Raw genomic sequence first — 13,989 nt, 5'->3', positions numbered from 1 at the left:
GCTTAGAGGAGGTCGGAGTAATCGTAGCGCGAAGGGTTCAAAAACACTTTCCCTTCCCGCAGCGTGAGCCTCTCATCCGCCTCGACCGCCGTTTCGAAGCGGTTTTTGATCTTCTTTTTTTCTTTCTCTTTGACCCGCTTGAGCTTCAAAAACGCCTTGAGGGAGATCCATTCCTCATCCGCGACCTCGACCACATCGGCATTGATCGCCTCTTCAACGACCGCGTCGGCATTGGCGTGGGAGAGAAATTTGGTCGCCACGACGTGCAGTACGCTGCGCAGCTGAGCATCGCGCTCTTTATAGATCTGTTCGATTTTGACCCGTTCGTCGATCAGCATCTGCTCGCGCTGGTCGCGCAGTCGCGTCGTCTCTTTTTCGAGAACGTCCACCTTGTCGCGCAGCCGTTCGTTCTCCTGTTCGATGTAGCGGGTATAGCGGTCGGCTTCGATCGCCGTTTCCGAATGCGCCGCTTTGGCCGAAGCGACGGCGACGAACTTGACGCCGTTTTCGACGATGCACGTAAGGCTTCCGCGCCGGATACGGTTATGGATCGCCTCTTTGGAGACCCCGAAATGTTCCGCCGCTTCGGCAATCGTCATTTTTTTCATCGTGATCCTTTACTTAGCGGAAGTTGTCGAACACGAGCGGCGCTTCCCACTCCATCGCCTTGATCGCCGCCATGATTTTCTGGAGTTCGTCGATCTGTTTGGATTTGACGCGGATGTGATCCCCTTCGATCTGGGCGGTCGCTTTGGTTTTCATATTTTTTATTTCGGCGACGATCTTTTTGGCCTCTTTGGCTTCGATCGCGTCGACGATCTTGTAGGTCGCTTTGCGGTTCCCCCCGCTGGCGTCTTCGGTTTTGAGTTCCTCGAGCACCTTGGAAGAAAGACCCCGCTTGACCAGACGGCCGATGACGATGTCTTTGAGAGCGTCGAGTTTGTTGTCGCTGGAGGCGAGGAGGATGAGCTGTTTCTCTTTTTCACGGTAGTTGATTTCGTACGTGATCCCTTTGAAATCGTACCGCCCCGCCGCCTCTTTCTCGGCTTGGGCGATAGCGTCTTTAAATGCCTGAAGATCGATTTTGGCGGAAATATCAAGAGAGTGTTCGGATGCCATACATAATGTCCTGCAGATGTTTTTTATAACATCAGTATAACATAATCCTAACTCCCCTAAAACATCGGTCCGCCGAAATCGAGTCCGCCGCCGAAAGCGGCAGCGGCATGAGGGTCTTGATACCCCATCATGGAGGCTTTGGTGCGCAGCATCATGATGTCCTGTTTGGGAGCGATCCCCTGCGGGCATACGGGGACGCATTCACCGCAGAGGGTACAATCCCAGATCCCGTTGGCCTGAACCGCGGCCATCTTGGCCGAAACCTCCCGCTCACGCGGGTCGTTGACGTAGCGCCATACCCTAGTAAGGGCGAAAGGGCCCAAAAAGTCGGGGTTCACCGCATAAACCGGACAGGCGCTGTAACACGATGCGCACAAAATGCAGTCGCTCTGAACCGTGATCCGCTCCATTTCCCCGGCGCTGAGCGCCGATCCGTCCATCTTTTCGCCCGATGCGTGGGCGGCACGGTTGCATTTCTCCACCATCGATCCCTCGACGACGAGGTCGCGAATTACCCGGGCGTTGCGGATCGGCTCGATACACTCCCCTCCCGAAGGTTTGTATTCGCACATCAGCACCTCACGTCCCCCGACGCGAACCGCACAGCTTCCGCACACCCCGCTGCGGCAGCCGTGGGAATAGGTGAGGGTCGGATCGATCTTCGTTTTGATATGATTGAGGAGCGAAAGGAGCGTCGCCCCTTCTAACTCGACGTTATACGTCTGATACTCGCCGTTACCGCTGCGTAAAATTTTAATTTCCATCAGTCGCACCACTCCCGCTATCAATTTTATACGCCATCGGAGCAAAGCCCCGATCGGCTACGCTAACGCTGAGTTCGCTTCGGCAGCGGGCCCGCGGGCAGTACACCCCGTTTTTGCTTATCCTTACCATTAGTCGCACCACTCCCGCTCATTCTCTTCGTCATCGTCACAGGGGTCTTCGCAGCACCCGTTCCAGTCGGCATCCTCTTCCTCATCCCAACGTTCCCCTTCATCCGAACAACGGATCAGCGGTTTCATTTCATGAAATCGGCGCATAAGACTCCGTCCTCCTTCCACGCGATCGTATGGGCCCCGAACATCGAATCGTTTCGCGCAGGGGCGTCGCTGCGGTAGTGGGCCCCGCGGCTCTCGACGCGGCTGATCGCGCTGACGACGATGATTTCGGAGAGTTCAAGCTTGTTCCCGAATTCGATGAACTCTACGAGATTCGTATTGCACTCCCGGGACTTGTCGCGCGGTCCCATGAACGGAAGCTCCTTCTGCATCTGCCGGATAGCCCCGAGAACCGCCTTGAGCCCCATATCGTCGCGTATCAGCCCTACGTTGTTATAGAAGATGTTGGCAAGCATCTCCTGTTTCTGGTAGAAGTCGATCTGGTTGGTGAAATACATGACGCCGCGGACGAAATTGAGATCCTTTGCATACTGCGGGTTTTCGAGGGATGGGGCGGGGTGTTTCGCCCCGAATTCCGCCGCGTTTTTGCCGCATTCACGCCCGAAAACGACGAGTTCGAGGAGCGAATTTCCCCCCAGGCGATTCGCTCCGTGCGTTTTGTGGTTGGCGCACTCGCCGACCGCGAACAGCCCCTGCACCGACGTCATGCAACGTGCATCGACTTCAATCCCCCCCATGCTGTAATGGGCGGCGGGCTTGATGGGGATCAGCTCGCGCACCGGATCGGTCCCTTCGTAGATTTGGGCCAGTTTGCGTTCCTGCGGGAGCTCGTGATCGATAAACGCCTCCCCCAGATGGCGGATGTCGAGGTAAACCGCGCCGCTTTTGCCGATTTCGTCATGGATGGCCCGGGCGACGACATCGCGGGGAGCCAGCTCATCGGTGAAACGATCTCCCTGCGCATCCACAAGGTATCCTCCCGCTCCGCGCGCGCTCTCGGAGATGAGGATCGAGGAGTTTTTAAGCGCCGTCGGATGAAACTGGATGAACTCCATGTCGGCCAGCCGCGCCCCCGCACGGACCGCCGCGGCCAGACCGTCGCCGGTTGATTGGACGGCATTGGTCGAATGCTTGCCGTAAATCGCACCGTACCCCCCCGTCGCAAGGATCACCGCGTCGGCGCGGATCTCTTCGACCTCACCGCTTTCGATATCGAGAAACGTCGCCCCCAGCGCACGGTTCGTTTCGGGATCGACGATCAGGTTGAGCAAAAACCGCCCGTTTTGAAAGTCCACCCCCGCATCCAGACACCGGTCGAACAATGTGTGCAGCAGTTTGAGCCCGGTGTAGTCCTGCGCGTAACACGCCCGCGGCGCGCTGGCCCCTCCCAGGCGGCGGCGGGCGATCTCTCCGGCCTCGTCACGGCTGAAAGGGAGCCCCAGCGCGTTGCACCACCGCACCGCGTCGGGGGCTTTTTCACAGAGCATCGCGATCCGCGCTTCGTCCCCCAAGCCCGCCGAAGAGCGGAGGGTATCGTCGATATGGGCCGCGACGCTGTCGTCGGCGGCGAGCACCGCATTCATCCCCCCCTGCGCCATCGATGTCTGGGAACGGGTCGGGAGGGTTTTGGACGCAACCACGACCTCTGCACCCGTTTCGCGGGCCGACAAAGCGCTCACCAGCCCCGCCCCTCCGCTGCCGATTATCAATACTTTCGCCATTACACCCCTTCTTCATCCAATAATCCCGGCGATTGTACCCCATCGCTCGTTAGGGACGACTCAAAAAGATCGACTAGTTTTTTTGGGTAAAATAACCTATGCAAACGTTGTTCTCGATCCTCGGCATCTATCTGTTCATCGCCGTCGGTTTCGGTGCGAAATGGGCGTTCAAAGAGAAAATCGACGATCGGACGATCACGCTCATAAGCGTTTATTTTCTGCAAATATTTCTCACCTTCTGGGGATTGCTCAAGCGCCCCATCGATACGGCCCTGCTCGCCGCCCCGACGCTGTATCTGGGTATCACTCTATTGTCGCTGATACTGATGATTCCGCTCGCGCGGATGGTGTTTGCCGACACCAAAGAGCGCTCCATCGCCACCGTCGCCGCCCTGATCGGCAACACGGGGAACCTAGGGGTTCCGCTGGGGATCGCCCTATTCGGCGAAGAGAGCGTCCCCTATACCACGCTTATCAACCTTGTCAACGTCTTCGTCGTTTATACGATCGGCGTTTTTTATTATTCGCGCGGTGAATTCAGCGTAAGGGGTTCACTCCTCAACATCCTCAAGCTTCCGGTGTTATGGGCGGCCTCTTTTGCGATCATCCTCAACCTTGTCGGGTACACCCCAAGCCCTGCAATCGATAAAACGCTGATGATGGGAGCCTACGCCTCGATGACGATGCAGCTGGTGCTCTTTGGAATCTACCTCTACGGAATCAAGCTTGCCGAAATCAACCTGCGGCTGAGCGCATGGGTCACAAGCGCCAAATTTCTGTTGATACCGCTGCTGACGTTCGGGATATTGCAGTACGTGGAGATGGAACCGATGGTCAAGGGGATTTTGTTTCTGGAGCTGCTCGTTCCGCTCGCGGTGGCGAACGTCAATCTCGCGTCGCTCTATAACTGTGCGCCGCGCACCGTCACGGCACAGGTATTTCTGACGTCGGCCGCGTTTTTGGGAATCGCGCTGGCATTGCCCGCTATTTTGAAAACGTTCTGATGTTTTCGGCCGTCGCCGCGATGAGACGTTCCCGTGCCTCTCTCGAGGTCCAGGCGATATGGGGAGTGATGTAGAGGCGTTCAGGATGCCCGACGCCCAGAAGCGGATGGGGCGTTTTCATCGGCTCCTGGGCCAGAACGTCCAGTCCGACAAAAATGGGCTTGACGTCGATGATGACCGAAAGGGCCTCTTCGTCGACGATTCCGCCCCGGCCAAGATTGAGGAGCACCGCACCGTCTTTCATCTGGAGCAGTTCGGAGTGGGAGATAAGGTTCTGTGTTTGGGCATTGAGCGGTGCGTGGATCGAGATGACGTCGCTTTGCTCGATGAGACGCGAGAACGTTATTCTCTCATACTCACCGTTCTCGTTTTTCCCCGACGTGGAGTAATAACGGACGTTAGCGCCGAACGCACTTGCGACCCGCGCAACCCCGCGACCGATCTCTCCCAGCCCGATGATACCCCATTGTTTGCCCCGCAATTCGCTGAATGAAGGACCGATATGGGCAAACACCTTTTCACGCTGCCAGTCACCCCGTTTGACGTAGTCGTCGTAATAGCGGCTCTGACCCATCAGGTAAAAGAGCATCGAAAAGGTATGCTGCACCACCGCATCGGTCGAATACCCCGCGACGTTTTTGACGGCAATCCCGCGCCGTTCGGCGGCCTCGTGGTCGATGTTGTTCGTCCCCGTCGCGGCGACGCAGATGAGCCTGAGCGACGGTGCGGCCTCCATCACGGCGTCATTGATGACGACCTTATTCGTCACGATCACCTCGGCCTCGCGGACCCGGTCAAAAATCTCCTCCGCCGTCGTCGTCAGGTGGACGGTGACGTCTCCGAGCGCGTTAAAAGCCTCTAACGACGTATCACCGTACGTTAGCGCATCGAGTATTACGATCTTCATCCGCTTACGCGTCCTTGATTTTCTTGATCAGCTTCTTCGCTTTTTTCAGCGCCTTGTCAGCACGGTCGAGGACAAGAAGAACTGCCATACGGCGCCCGGCGTGCGCTTCGGGTTTGCCGAACACGCGGACAAACGTTTTTTCGTCGAAGAGCTCATCGGCGACGTCGATTACCGGCGTTGTCGATTCGGCTTCGGATTTGAACGCCGCGCTCGCCCCTTCGCCGTAGAAGGTGAAGCCCAGAGGCAATCCCAGGACGGCCCGTACGTGGAGCGCAAACTCGCTCTGGCTTTGGGTGATGAGGGTGACCATCCCCGTATCGTGCGGACGGGGGCTCACTTCGCTGAAATAGACCTCATCCCCTTTAACGAACAGTTCAACGCCGAAAAGCCCTTTGCCCCCCAGTCCGTCGGTAATCGCCTTGGCAATCTTCTGGGAACGTTTAAGAGCTTTTTTGGACATCTCCATCGGCTGCCAGCTGAAAACGTAATCGCCCCCTTTTTGGATATGGCCGATCGGTTCGCAAAATACTGTTTCATTGCCGTTTCGCGCGGTGAGAAGGGTGATCTCGTAGTCGAAACGGATAAATTCCTCAACGATCAGTTCGCTCGCATCGCCGCGGGCTTCCTTGGCGATTTCCCACGACGCGATGAGGTCATCGCGTGTTTTCGCGATACTTTGCCCGTGCCCCGAAGAGCTCATGACCGGCTTGATGACACAGGGGAATCCGACGTCTTCGGCCGCTTCACACATCGCTTCGTAGGTGCTCACGAAATGATAACGGCTTGTTTTAAGTCCCAGATCCTCGGCAGCAAATTTGCGGATGTTTTTACGGTTCATCGTTTTGTTCACCGCTTCGGCGTTGGGGATGACGCAAAACCCTTCTTTCTCCGCTTCGAACAGCGCCTCGATACTGATCGCCTCGATCTCGGGGAGGATGTAATCGGGTTTTTCCTTGCGGATCAGTTTGAGCACCGCTTCCTTGTCCTGCATGTTCACGACGTGCGAATGGTTGGCGACGAGGTGAGCCGGAGCGTTCTTGTAGCGGTCGACCGCGACGACTTCGATCCCCAGCCGCTGTGCTTCGATCGCGACCTCTTTGCCGAGTTCGCCGGAGCCTAACAACATGATTTTTTTGGAATTGCTTTTGAGAGGTGCGCTAAAGAGCATGGTAGAGCCTTGTGCAAAAATAATTGCCTAAGTGTAACACACGGTTTTTAAAGGGGGGGTTATAAAAGGTCGAAGGGGTGTAACCCAAGCGCCGAAGCGCTTGAAATTACAGGCGAGATTCGTAACGTCTCATCATGTAGAGACGTTTCAGCATCTTTTTGCGAGCGCTGATTTTGAACTGCTTGCGCTTTTCAGTCTCGGTAACGTGGTTACGGCGAGCACGGGCTTCAGTAACAATCAGATTACGATCTGTTTGTTTTTTGAAACGGCGGTAAGCTGCATCAAAGTTATCATCTTGGCGTAAGATAATACCAGGCATGCAATCACCCACTTTCTATTTAAAATTTTTGAACCCGAATTCTACCATAACTTTCAAAAAATAAGTAGTTTTTCAGTCAACCCTGAGCTATGATAAAATCTGACGTAGACTTAACACGGAGCATAAATGACGCAGCGCAACCAGTTGATGGCACTTGTTTTTGCCGGAATGATGATTCCCCCCGCGGTTTGGATCGCCCTTTTGGCTTTTTCGGAACTTTTCAGTACCGCAGAATTGCTCGACATCCTCTTTTCGCTTCCCATGATCCTCTACATGGCGGTCGCGACAACGGCGATGATACTGGGGTTCCGGTACTCCCTGGGATCGCTCGAATCGCTGATGGGCAATCCCTCGACCCATGCCGAGGCGGCGGCGCTCATTGCCAAACTGCCCTACCGCTTTTTGGTCGGACAGCTCCTTTATACCGGGATCGGGCCGGCGGCGGTACTGTGGGGCAAGCCTTTTATCGCGCCGGAGCGTTTTATCCTCGCGGAGCTGGCCGTACTCCCGCTGTTGCTCCTTTTTATCATCCCTGTCTTCATTCTTTTCGTCATACGACTTGAAGAGTGGGTCGCTTCGGTTCCTCTCGACGAGCGCAGCCCGTTTTTGTCTTTCGGCCGGAAAATGGTTCTCGCGGTATTTACGACGATGGTCGGGAACATCACCCTTCTGGTACTGCTCAACGCGATTCTTCTCTTCTCTTCACCCGACCTCTCGCTGAGCGACATGCTCAGCAAAAATATCGTCGTGGCGCTGATCGGGACCGCCGTTTCGGCAGTCAACGTCGCCCTGCTCGTCTCGCAGGTGAGCCGACCGGTACAAACCCTCACCGACGGGCTAAAAACTGATCTGTTCAATCTTACAAAAAGGTTTAGGGGGAACACGCGCGACGAAACGGGTACCATGATGTTCAACCTCAACCATTTTATCGCCGAAATCGAGCGTTCCATCTCCCATTCCAAAGAGATCGCCTCCGCCAATCTCGGGGCGGCCCGCGAACTCGATACCATCAATACCGAACTGACCAGGCGGGTCTACGACAGCCGCGTCATCACCGACGCCTCATCGGAAAAAGCACGGTCGGTACAGCGAATCGTTGACGAGGGGGTCGAAAACTTCACGCACGCCTCGGAATCGATGACTCAGGCTCTCTCAAAACTCCTGCACGGGCGGCAGGAACTTTCCGTATTGCTCGATACCATTTCACACAGCACCGAACTCGAAGCCGAACTTCGTTCCAAACTCGACCAGCTCAACGGCGAAGCGTCCCAGGTTCAAAAAATTCTCTCCGTTATCGGCGATATCGCCGATCAGACCAATCTGCTCGCACTCAATGCCGCGATCGAAGCGGCACGGGCGGGGGAACACGGGCGGGGATTCGCCGTCGTTGCCGACGAGGTACGCCAACTGGCCGAAAAAACACAACACAGCCTGGTCGAGATCAACGCCACGATCAACGTCATCGTCCAAAGCATCTCGGACGCTACCGAACAGATGCACCGCAACACAGAAGCGATGCACCATCTGGCCACCCTCTCCGAACGGGTCGACCGGGACATCGACGAGAGCGTCGGCGCAATGGAAAAAACCGATATCCTTACCGGCCAAAGCGTCGAAAATTCCCGAACGATCGCCGAACACATCGAGTCGATGCTCGCGCAAATGGAATCGCTCGCATCCCTTTCGTCCGCCAACGACGCGTCGATGAAGGAGCTCTCCGCTATCGTCGGATCGATCGCATCCTCGGCCGATGCACTCTTCACGCAGCTCGGGCAGTTCAAAACGGCCTGAGCCCCTGCCTGTCCATGCGAAACCAAAGCAGGGTTTCGATAAAATAGTTCCATGATTGCCCAAGACTCCATTGACGCCCTCAAAGCGAGACTCGACATCGTCGACGTCGTCGGTTCCTATGTCGAACTCAAACGTGCGGGCTCGAGCTTCAAAGCCCCTTGCCCGTTTCACGAGGAAAAGTCCCCCAGTTTCGTCGTCAATCCCGCGCGCGGGAGCTACCACTGCTTCGGCTGCGGCGTTCACGGCGACGCGATCAAATTCGTCATGGAGTATGACAAACTCTCGTATCCCGAAGCGATCGAGAAACTGGCCGCCTCGATCAATTTCACCCTCCACTACGAAGGTGGAAACTCGCAGAAAAAACGCTCCAACCTCCTCGAAACCCTCAACGAATGGTACCAGAAGCTGCTCGAGCAAAACCGCACGGCGCAGGAATACCTGCATGAGCGGGGGATCTATGCTTCCAGCCTCGAGCGCTTCGGGATCGGGTACGCTCCCGCTTCTTTCGATACGATCCGTTTCCTGGAACAACGCAAACTGAGCACCGCCGAAGCGATCGAGCTTGGCGCATTGGGGAGGGGGGAAGACGGACGTCTCTTCGCCCGCTTCATCGAGCGGATAACTTTCCCGATCTATGCTCCCGGCGGAGCCCTCGTAGGATTCGGGGGGCGGACCATTACGGGTCATCAGGCCAAATACGTCAACTCCCCCCAGACGAACCTGTTCAACAAATCCCGTCTCCTTTACGCCTACCATCTCGCCCGGGACACCGTCTTCCGCCGTCGCGAGATCATCGTCACAGAGGGGTATCTCGACGTGGTGATGCTGCATCAGGCCGGTTTTACGCAGGCCGTGGCGACGCTGGGAACGGCGCTGACTGCGGAGCATCTCCCGCTGTTGCGCAAGGGCGAACCCAAAGTGCTGCTCGCCTACGACGGCGACAAAGCGGGACGCGCGGCAGCGCTGAAGGCATCGAAACTTTTAAGTGCGGGGGGTTTCGACGGCGGCGTCGTACTGTTCGAGGGAGGGCTTGACCCCGCCGACATGGTCAAAAACGGCGAAATCGAAGCGCTTGGGGGGCTGTTACGCCATCCGATCCCTTTTATCGAATTCGTCGTCACCGAAACGATCAGTACCTACGACCTGCGCGATCCGAAAGCCAAAGAGGGGGCGCTGCACGAGTCGGTCGCTTTTCTCAAAACGCTCTCCCCCCTCCTCCAGGAAGAGTACCGCCCTTTCGTCGCATCCCGTCTTGGGGTATCCCCTTCGCTGATCCGGATCGGTCAGGGGAAAAACGCGGCGGTACAGCCGATCAATTTTTCACATCACGACGTATGGGAACTCAGCCTCATCAAAACAGTACTGGAACGTCCTCACATCATCGATGCGCTCCTTGATTTCGTCGAGCCCGGGCTGCTCCAGTATCATGCGGACGAGTTCGAAGCGGCACTGCGGGGGAACGGCGAGGACCCTCGGCTGAGCGCCCTGTTGATGGATGAGCGGATTCGGGTATTCGAGGGGGACGAAGGGCTCAAGCAAGAACTTATAACGTTCTTAATAACCCACTACAACCGGGAACTCAAAAAAGTCACCACCCAAAATACGGTATCATTCGACCAAAAATCGTATTTAATACGTCAATACCGGGACAAAATCGAACGCCTCAAACGGGGCGAACTCGTTCCGTTAGGATAAAGGGACACCATAATGAAAGCAATCGCCCTCTTCAGCGGCGGCCTCGATTCGACGCTCGCAATGAAACTGATCATCGACCAGGGGATCGAAGTGATCGCCTGCAACATCAACACCGGATTCGGATCGACCAAAGACCGCCTCGCGCACATGCAGAATATGTGTGCGCAGGTGGGGGCCGAATTTCGGAGCGTCGACATCCGCGACGAATACCTCCGTGAGGTTCTCTTTACCCCCAAACACGGTTACGGCAAACATTTCAACCCCTGCATCGACTGCCATGCCAAAATGTTCGAAGTCGCCAAACGGCTGATGGGGGAATGGGGAGCGAGCTTTCTCATTAGCGGGGAAGTGCTGGGACAGCGTCCGATGAGCCAGAACAAAGAGGCCCTGGCGATCGTCCTCAACCAGAGCAACTGCGAAGGGCTGCTCCTGCGCCCGATGTCGGCCAAGGCACTCGAACCGACGATCCCGGAACTGGAAGGATGGATTGACCGCGAAAAACTCGAGGGGATCGTCGGACGCAACCGCGACCGGCAAATGGAGCTGGCCGAAACGTTCGGACTCAAAGACTACGAGTCCCCCGGCGGAGGGTGCCTGCTCACCGATGAGCATTTTGCCCGCAAAATCCGTGATTTTATCTCCCACGACACCTTTAGCGTCGAAGATATCCCGACGCTCAAATACGGCCGCCAGCTGCGCCTTCCGGAGGGTGCCAAACTGATTGTCGGACGTCACGCCGAAGACAACGCCGTGCTCGAGGGGATCGACAATCCCAAATACCTTCACGTGACGACCGATCTGATCGGCCCGCACGCCCTTATTTCGAAAACGGCCAGTGCGAACGACCGCGAATTGGCGGCAAAACTCATGCTGGCATACTGCAAAGCGGGATTTGAAGGGGAGCAGACGCTCCGTTTCGGGGATGAAGTACTAACGGCCGTTAGCACCCTGACGCGCAACGATGCGCAGAAGTATATGATCTAAGGATGCGTTAGTGCGGCTAAGGGCGCACGTAACGCAAGCCGCTTTATTTGACGACTTTACAGCCGTATCCCGCCTGCTTGATCGCGTCGCACATCGCTTCGGGCTTGGTCCCCTCGGCCGCTTTGACCTCCGCGCGCCCCTCTTTGAGATAAACGCTGCTCTCTTTAACCCCTTTTACTTCGGAGAGGGATTCTTTAACGTTTTTGACGCACGCGGGGCAGGTCATGCCGCTTACGTTGAGCTTGACCAGCTGATCGGCACCGGCCACCGCCACAAGCGCCGCAAGGGAGAGAAGAACTTTTTTCATCGTTTATCCTTTTAGTGTTTTCATGCTATTGTTTCATAGAACTGTTAAATTTTCGTTAAGTGTTAACACTGTTGTAACGAAAATCATTTAGTATGCTGATATTTTTTAAAAGGGTGACTTATGAACGGTATCGAATGGTGGCTGATCGTCTCAATCGCCTTTGCAGGAAGTTTCGGTCATTGCATCGGGATGTGCGGGGGGTTTATCGTCGCCTACAGCTCGACCAAAATCGATGCGTCGATGTCGCGTGTCGCCCAACTGATCCGCCACGGCGCCTACAATCTGGGGCGAGTGAGTTCCTATGTCGTTCTGGGGATGCTTTTCGGGGCGCTTGGAGCCTTGTTGAGCTTTACGATGGAGATGCACGGGGCCCTGTTCATTTTCGCCGGGGCCGTCATGGTCGTCACCGCACTGGGGATGTTCGGCGTCTCGTCGCTTATCCACGCCCTGGAGCGCGGTTTCTCCTCCAATTCTCTCTTCAAAGCCCTTTTTTCCCGCCTTATCAAAAGCAAAGGCGTCGGCAGCTTTTTCGCCCTCGGGGTGATGAACGGCTTTTTTCCCTGCGGTTTCGTCTTCTTTTTCGCCGCCAAAGCCGCAGCCTCCGCTTCGGTTATCGACGGGGGTCTGATCATGGCGGCATTCGGCCTCGCTACCGTTCCCACCCTCCTCGCGCTCGGGCAGTCGGTCAGTTTTTTCAAAGAGATCGCGTTTCGCCAGACGATGAACCGCATCGCCGCATCGGCCATTTTGATCTACGGTCTTTACAGTATCTATTACGGGCTGGCCTATTTTTTCGATTTGCCGCTGTAAATCCAAACTTACGTTATACTGTTTTGAGATTTTGTCCAAGGAGTCAGTATGGCGGGAGTTATGTTTGCGTTTTATGATTTTACGGCGCTGGTGGAGCTCAATATCGGGCTTGCCGACAGGCTCAACGAAAACCGGTCGGAAAGTTTTGCGGTGATGCTGTTCGATTTTTCAGAGGTGATCCCCGAATCGGTCGAGCCGACGCTTGGGACGCTGCTCCGGACCTCCGATTCACTCGTCCATTACGACCACCACTACTTCGTGGTGATGCCCTACACCGACCGCTACGGGACCGGCATCGTCAAAAAAATGGTAAATGAGCGGTTCGCGACCGCCGTCCCCTCGGCCGCCGTGTGTTATCCCGCCGACGGGGAAACCCCCCTCGAACTGCTAGAGAAGCTTCACGCGGCGGCAAAAAACGAGTTGGGAATCGATCTGGACTGTCTGTACAGCGCCCTTAACAAAGAGCCTTAACGGCTCTGCATCGCCACGGGCTTGAAGGTGTGGTAGGGAGAGGTCTTGTAATATTCGATCGCGTCGTGAATATCGCTTTTTCGGGCGAGATTGCGATCATATACCACAACGGTCGGACGCACTGTCGCGGTTGAAACCGTTTTCGGGGTTTCCTGGACGACCGGGGCAACCGGATGCGGGGCCGCAACCGGAGCCGCTGCAATCGCCTCCTTGGGTTTTTCGACGGTTACGGGGGCTGTGGTATGCGCCACTGCGGCAACGCTCTCTTTGGCCGGAGATTCTTTGTCGGTTTTCGCCGCGCTTGCGCTCTCACACGATTTGGGTACGTTCCGCTCGATCGGACGGACAAAGGCGTCTTTGGCGATCGCTTTGGCTTTAGCCAGGTCCGCGCGCGCTTTTTTGACACTGTCGTAACGTCCCACCGTCACAACGTTGCAGATTCCCTCTTTTTTCTTGACGCTTTGCAAAGCGCTTTTATGTACTTTCTTTTCGAAAGCGGGAGTGATGGAAGCTTCTTTTTTGGCGCTGATCGTCTGGATCGTATATTCCTGAGCGTTCAACGCTACGCCTGTGACACCGAGGATGATTGTAAGGGCTAACTTTTTCATACCGCTTATATCGGCACAATGCGTTGAAAACTTTACACATCGACCGTTTTTTGGCTCCCTATTGACATTTTAGGATGCACACTCTATAATTTCCGTTCCAAAACTTTGGGCCCTTAGCTCAGCTGGGAGAGCGCGTCGCTGGCAGCGACGAGGTCAGCGGTTCGATCCCGCTAGGGTCCACCATCC

General features: G+C 55.9%; 16 protein-coding genes and 1 tRNA gene. 7 read left to right on the top strand and 10 right to left on the bottom strand.

Annotation, left to right across the window (positions count from 1 at the left end; translation table 11 throughout):
* Positions 1–2: 2 nt before the first annotated feature.
* From E0765_RS02855 to E0765_RS02840, 5 genes are all read right to left on the bottom strand, one after another.
* Positions 3–608: a DNA-binding protein gene (locus E0765_RS02855; protein WP_132811721.1), complete on the bottom strand. Its 606-nt coding sequence runs from the start codon at positions 606–608 to the stop codon at positions 3–5.
* Positions 609–621: 13 nt separating this feature from the next.
* Positions 622–1,119, bottom strand: a complete 498-nt coding sequence (locus tag E0765_RS02850; protein WP_132811720.1) for a YajQ family cyclic di-GMP-binding protein — start codon at positions 1,117–1,119, stop codon at positions 622–624.
* A 56-nt stretch (positions 1,120–1,175) separates the two neighbouring features.
* Positions 1,176–1,883, bottom strand: a complete 708-nt coding sequence (locus tag E0765_RS02845; protein WP_132811719.1) for a succinate dehydrogenase/fumarate reductase iron-sulfur subunit — start codon at positions 1,881–1,883, stop codon at positions 1,176–1,178.
* Between the two features lie 129 nt (positions 1,884–2,012).
* Positions 2,013–2,159, bottom strand: a complete 147-nt coding sequence (locus tag E0765_RS12425; protein WP_165921634.1) for a hypothetical protein — start codon at positions 2,157–2,159, stop codon at positions 2,013–2,015.
* Complete coding sequence (locus E0765_RS02840; protein ID WP_132811718.1) at positions 2,138–3,739, bottom strand: FAD-dependent oxidoreductase; 1,602 nt, start codon at positions 3,737–3,739, stop codon at positions 2,138–2,140. The genes E0765_RS12425 and E0765_RS02840 overlap by 22 nt, the downstream gene beginning before the upstream one ends.
* Positions 3,740–3,837: 98 nt before the next feature.
* Here E0765_RS02840 and E0765_RS02835 point away from each other — a divergent pair, with 98 nt between their 5' ends.
* Entirely contained in the window at positions 3,838–4,743 is a 906-nt protein-coding gene (locus tag E0765_RS02835; protein WP_132811717.1) for an AEC family transporter, read from the top strand.
* Here E0765_RS02835 and E0765_RS02830 read toward each other — a convergent pair.
* From E0765_RS02830 to rpsU, 3 genes are all read right to left on the bottom strand, one after another.
* Positions 4,724–5,650, bottom strand: a complete 927-nt coding sequence (locus tag E0765_RS02830; protein WP_132811716.1) for a D-2-hydroxyacid dehydrogenase — start codon at positions 5,648–5,650, stop codon at positions 4,724–4,726. The genes E0765_RS02835 and E0765_RS02830 overlap by 20 nt on opposite strands.
* 4 nt (positions 5,651–5,654) lie before the next feature.
* On the bottom strand, positions 5,655–6,818 hold the full coding sequence (gene purT, locus E0765_RS02825; protein ID WP_132811715.1) for a formate-dependent phosphoribosylglycinamide formyltransferase: 1,164 nt from the start codon (positions 6,816–6,818) through the stop codon (positions 5,655–5,657).
* 106 nt (positions 6,819–6,924) lie between these two features.
* Positions 6,925–7,137: a 30S ribosomal protein S21 gene (gene rpsU, locus E0765_RS02820; RefSeq protein ID WP_013458942.1), complete on the bottom strand. Its 213-nt coding sequence runs from the start codon at positions 7,135–7,137 to the stop codon at positions 6,925–6,927.
* A gap of 126 nt (positions 7,138–7,263) precedes the next feature.
* On the opposite strand from rpsU, the gene E0765_RS12790 reads away from it, so the two are divergent.
* Genes E0765_RS12790 through E0765_RS02805 form a run of 3 tightly spaced genes read left to right on the top strand, consistent with a single transcriptional unit; the run spans position 7,264 to position 11,607 of the window.
* The gene (locus E0765_RS12790; RefSeq protein WP_223175664.1) at positions 7,264–8,928 is read left to right on the top strand and encodes a methyl-accepting chemotaxis protein; all 1,665 of its coding nucleotides are present in this window, start codon (positions 7,264–7,266) and stop codon (positions 8,926–8,928) included.
* Between the two features lie 51 nt (positions 8,929–8,979).
* Positions 8,980–10,623, top strand: a complete 1,644-nt coding sequence (dnaG, locus tag E0765_RS02810; RefSeq protein ID WP_132811714.1) for a DNA primase — start codon at positions 8,980–8,982, stop codon at positions 10,621–10,623.
* Positions 10,624–10,635: 12 nt separating this feature from the next.
* Positions 10,636–11,607 (top strand): argininosuccinate synthase domain-containing protein, encoded by a 972-nt coding sequence (locus tag E0765_RS02805; protein WP_132811713.1) that lies wholly within the window; start codon positions 10,636–10,638, stop codon positions 11,605–11,607.
* Between the two features lie 43 nt (positions 11,608–11,650).
* On the opposite strand, the gene E0765_RS02800 is transcribed toward E0765_RS02805, so the two are convergent.
* The gene (locus tag E0765_RS02800) at positions 11,651–11,914 is read right to left on the bottom strand and encodes a cation transporter (protein ID WP_132811712.1); all 264 of its coding nucleotides are present in this window, start codon (positions 11,912–11,914) and stop codon (positions 11,651–11,653) included.
* A gap of 120 nt (positions 11,915–12,034) precedes the next feature.
* Between E0765_RS02800 and E0765_RS02795 the strand changes: the two genes are divergently transcribed.
* Both E0765_RS02795 and E0765_RS02790 read left to right on the top strand, forming a co-directional pair.
* Positions 12,035–12,724, top strand: coding sequence for a sulfite exporter TauE/SafE family protein (locus E0765_RS02795; RefSeq protein ID WP_132811711.1), 690 nt, complete (start codon positions 12,035–12,037; stop codon positions 12,722–12,724).
* 48 nt (positions 12,725–12,772) lie between these two features.
* Positions 12,773–13,195, top strand: a complete 423-nt coding sequence (locus E0765_RS02790; RefSeq protein ID WP_132811710.1) for a hypothetical protein — start codon at positions 12,773–12,775, stop codon at positions 13,193–13,195.
* Here the strand turns inward: E0765_RS02790 and E0765_RS02785 are convergent.
* A complete protein-coding gene (locus E0765_RS02785; protein WP_132811709.1) occupies positions 13,192–13,803 on the bottom strand; it encodes a hypothetical protein in 612 nt (203 codons plus the stop codon). The genes E0765_RS02790 and E0765_RS02785 overlap by 4 nt on opposite strands.
* 107 nt (positions 13,804–13,910) lie before the next feature.
* Here E0765_RS02785 and E0765_RS02780 point away from each other — a divergent pair.
* Positions 13,911–13,986, top strand: a tRNA-Ala gene (locus E0765_RS02780).
* Positions 13,987–13,989 lie beyond the last annotated feature (3 nt).

Origin of the sequence: Sulfuricurvum sp. IAE1, from assembly GCF_004347735.1 — a bacterium.
GTDB lineage: Bacteria > Campylobacterota > Campylobacteria > Campylobacterales > Sulfurimonadaceae > Sulfuricurvum.
The sequence above is the reverse complement of the archived record's forward strand: the minus strand, read 5'-3'. Positions and strand labels throughout refer to the sequence as shown.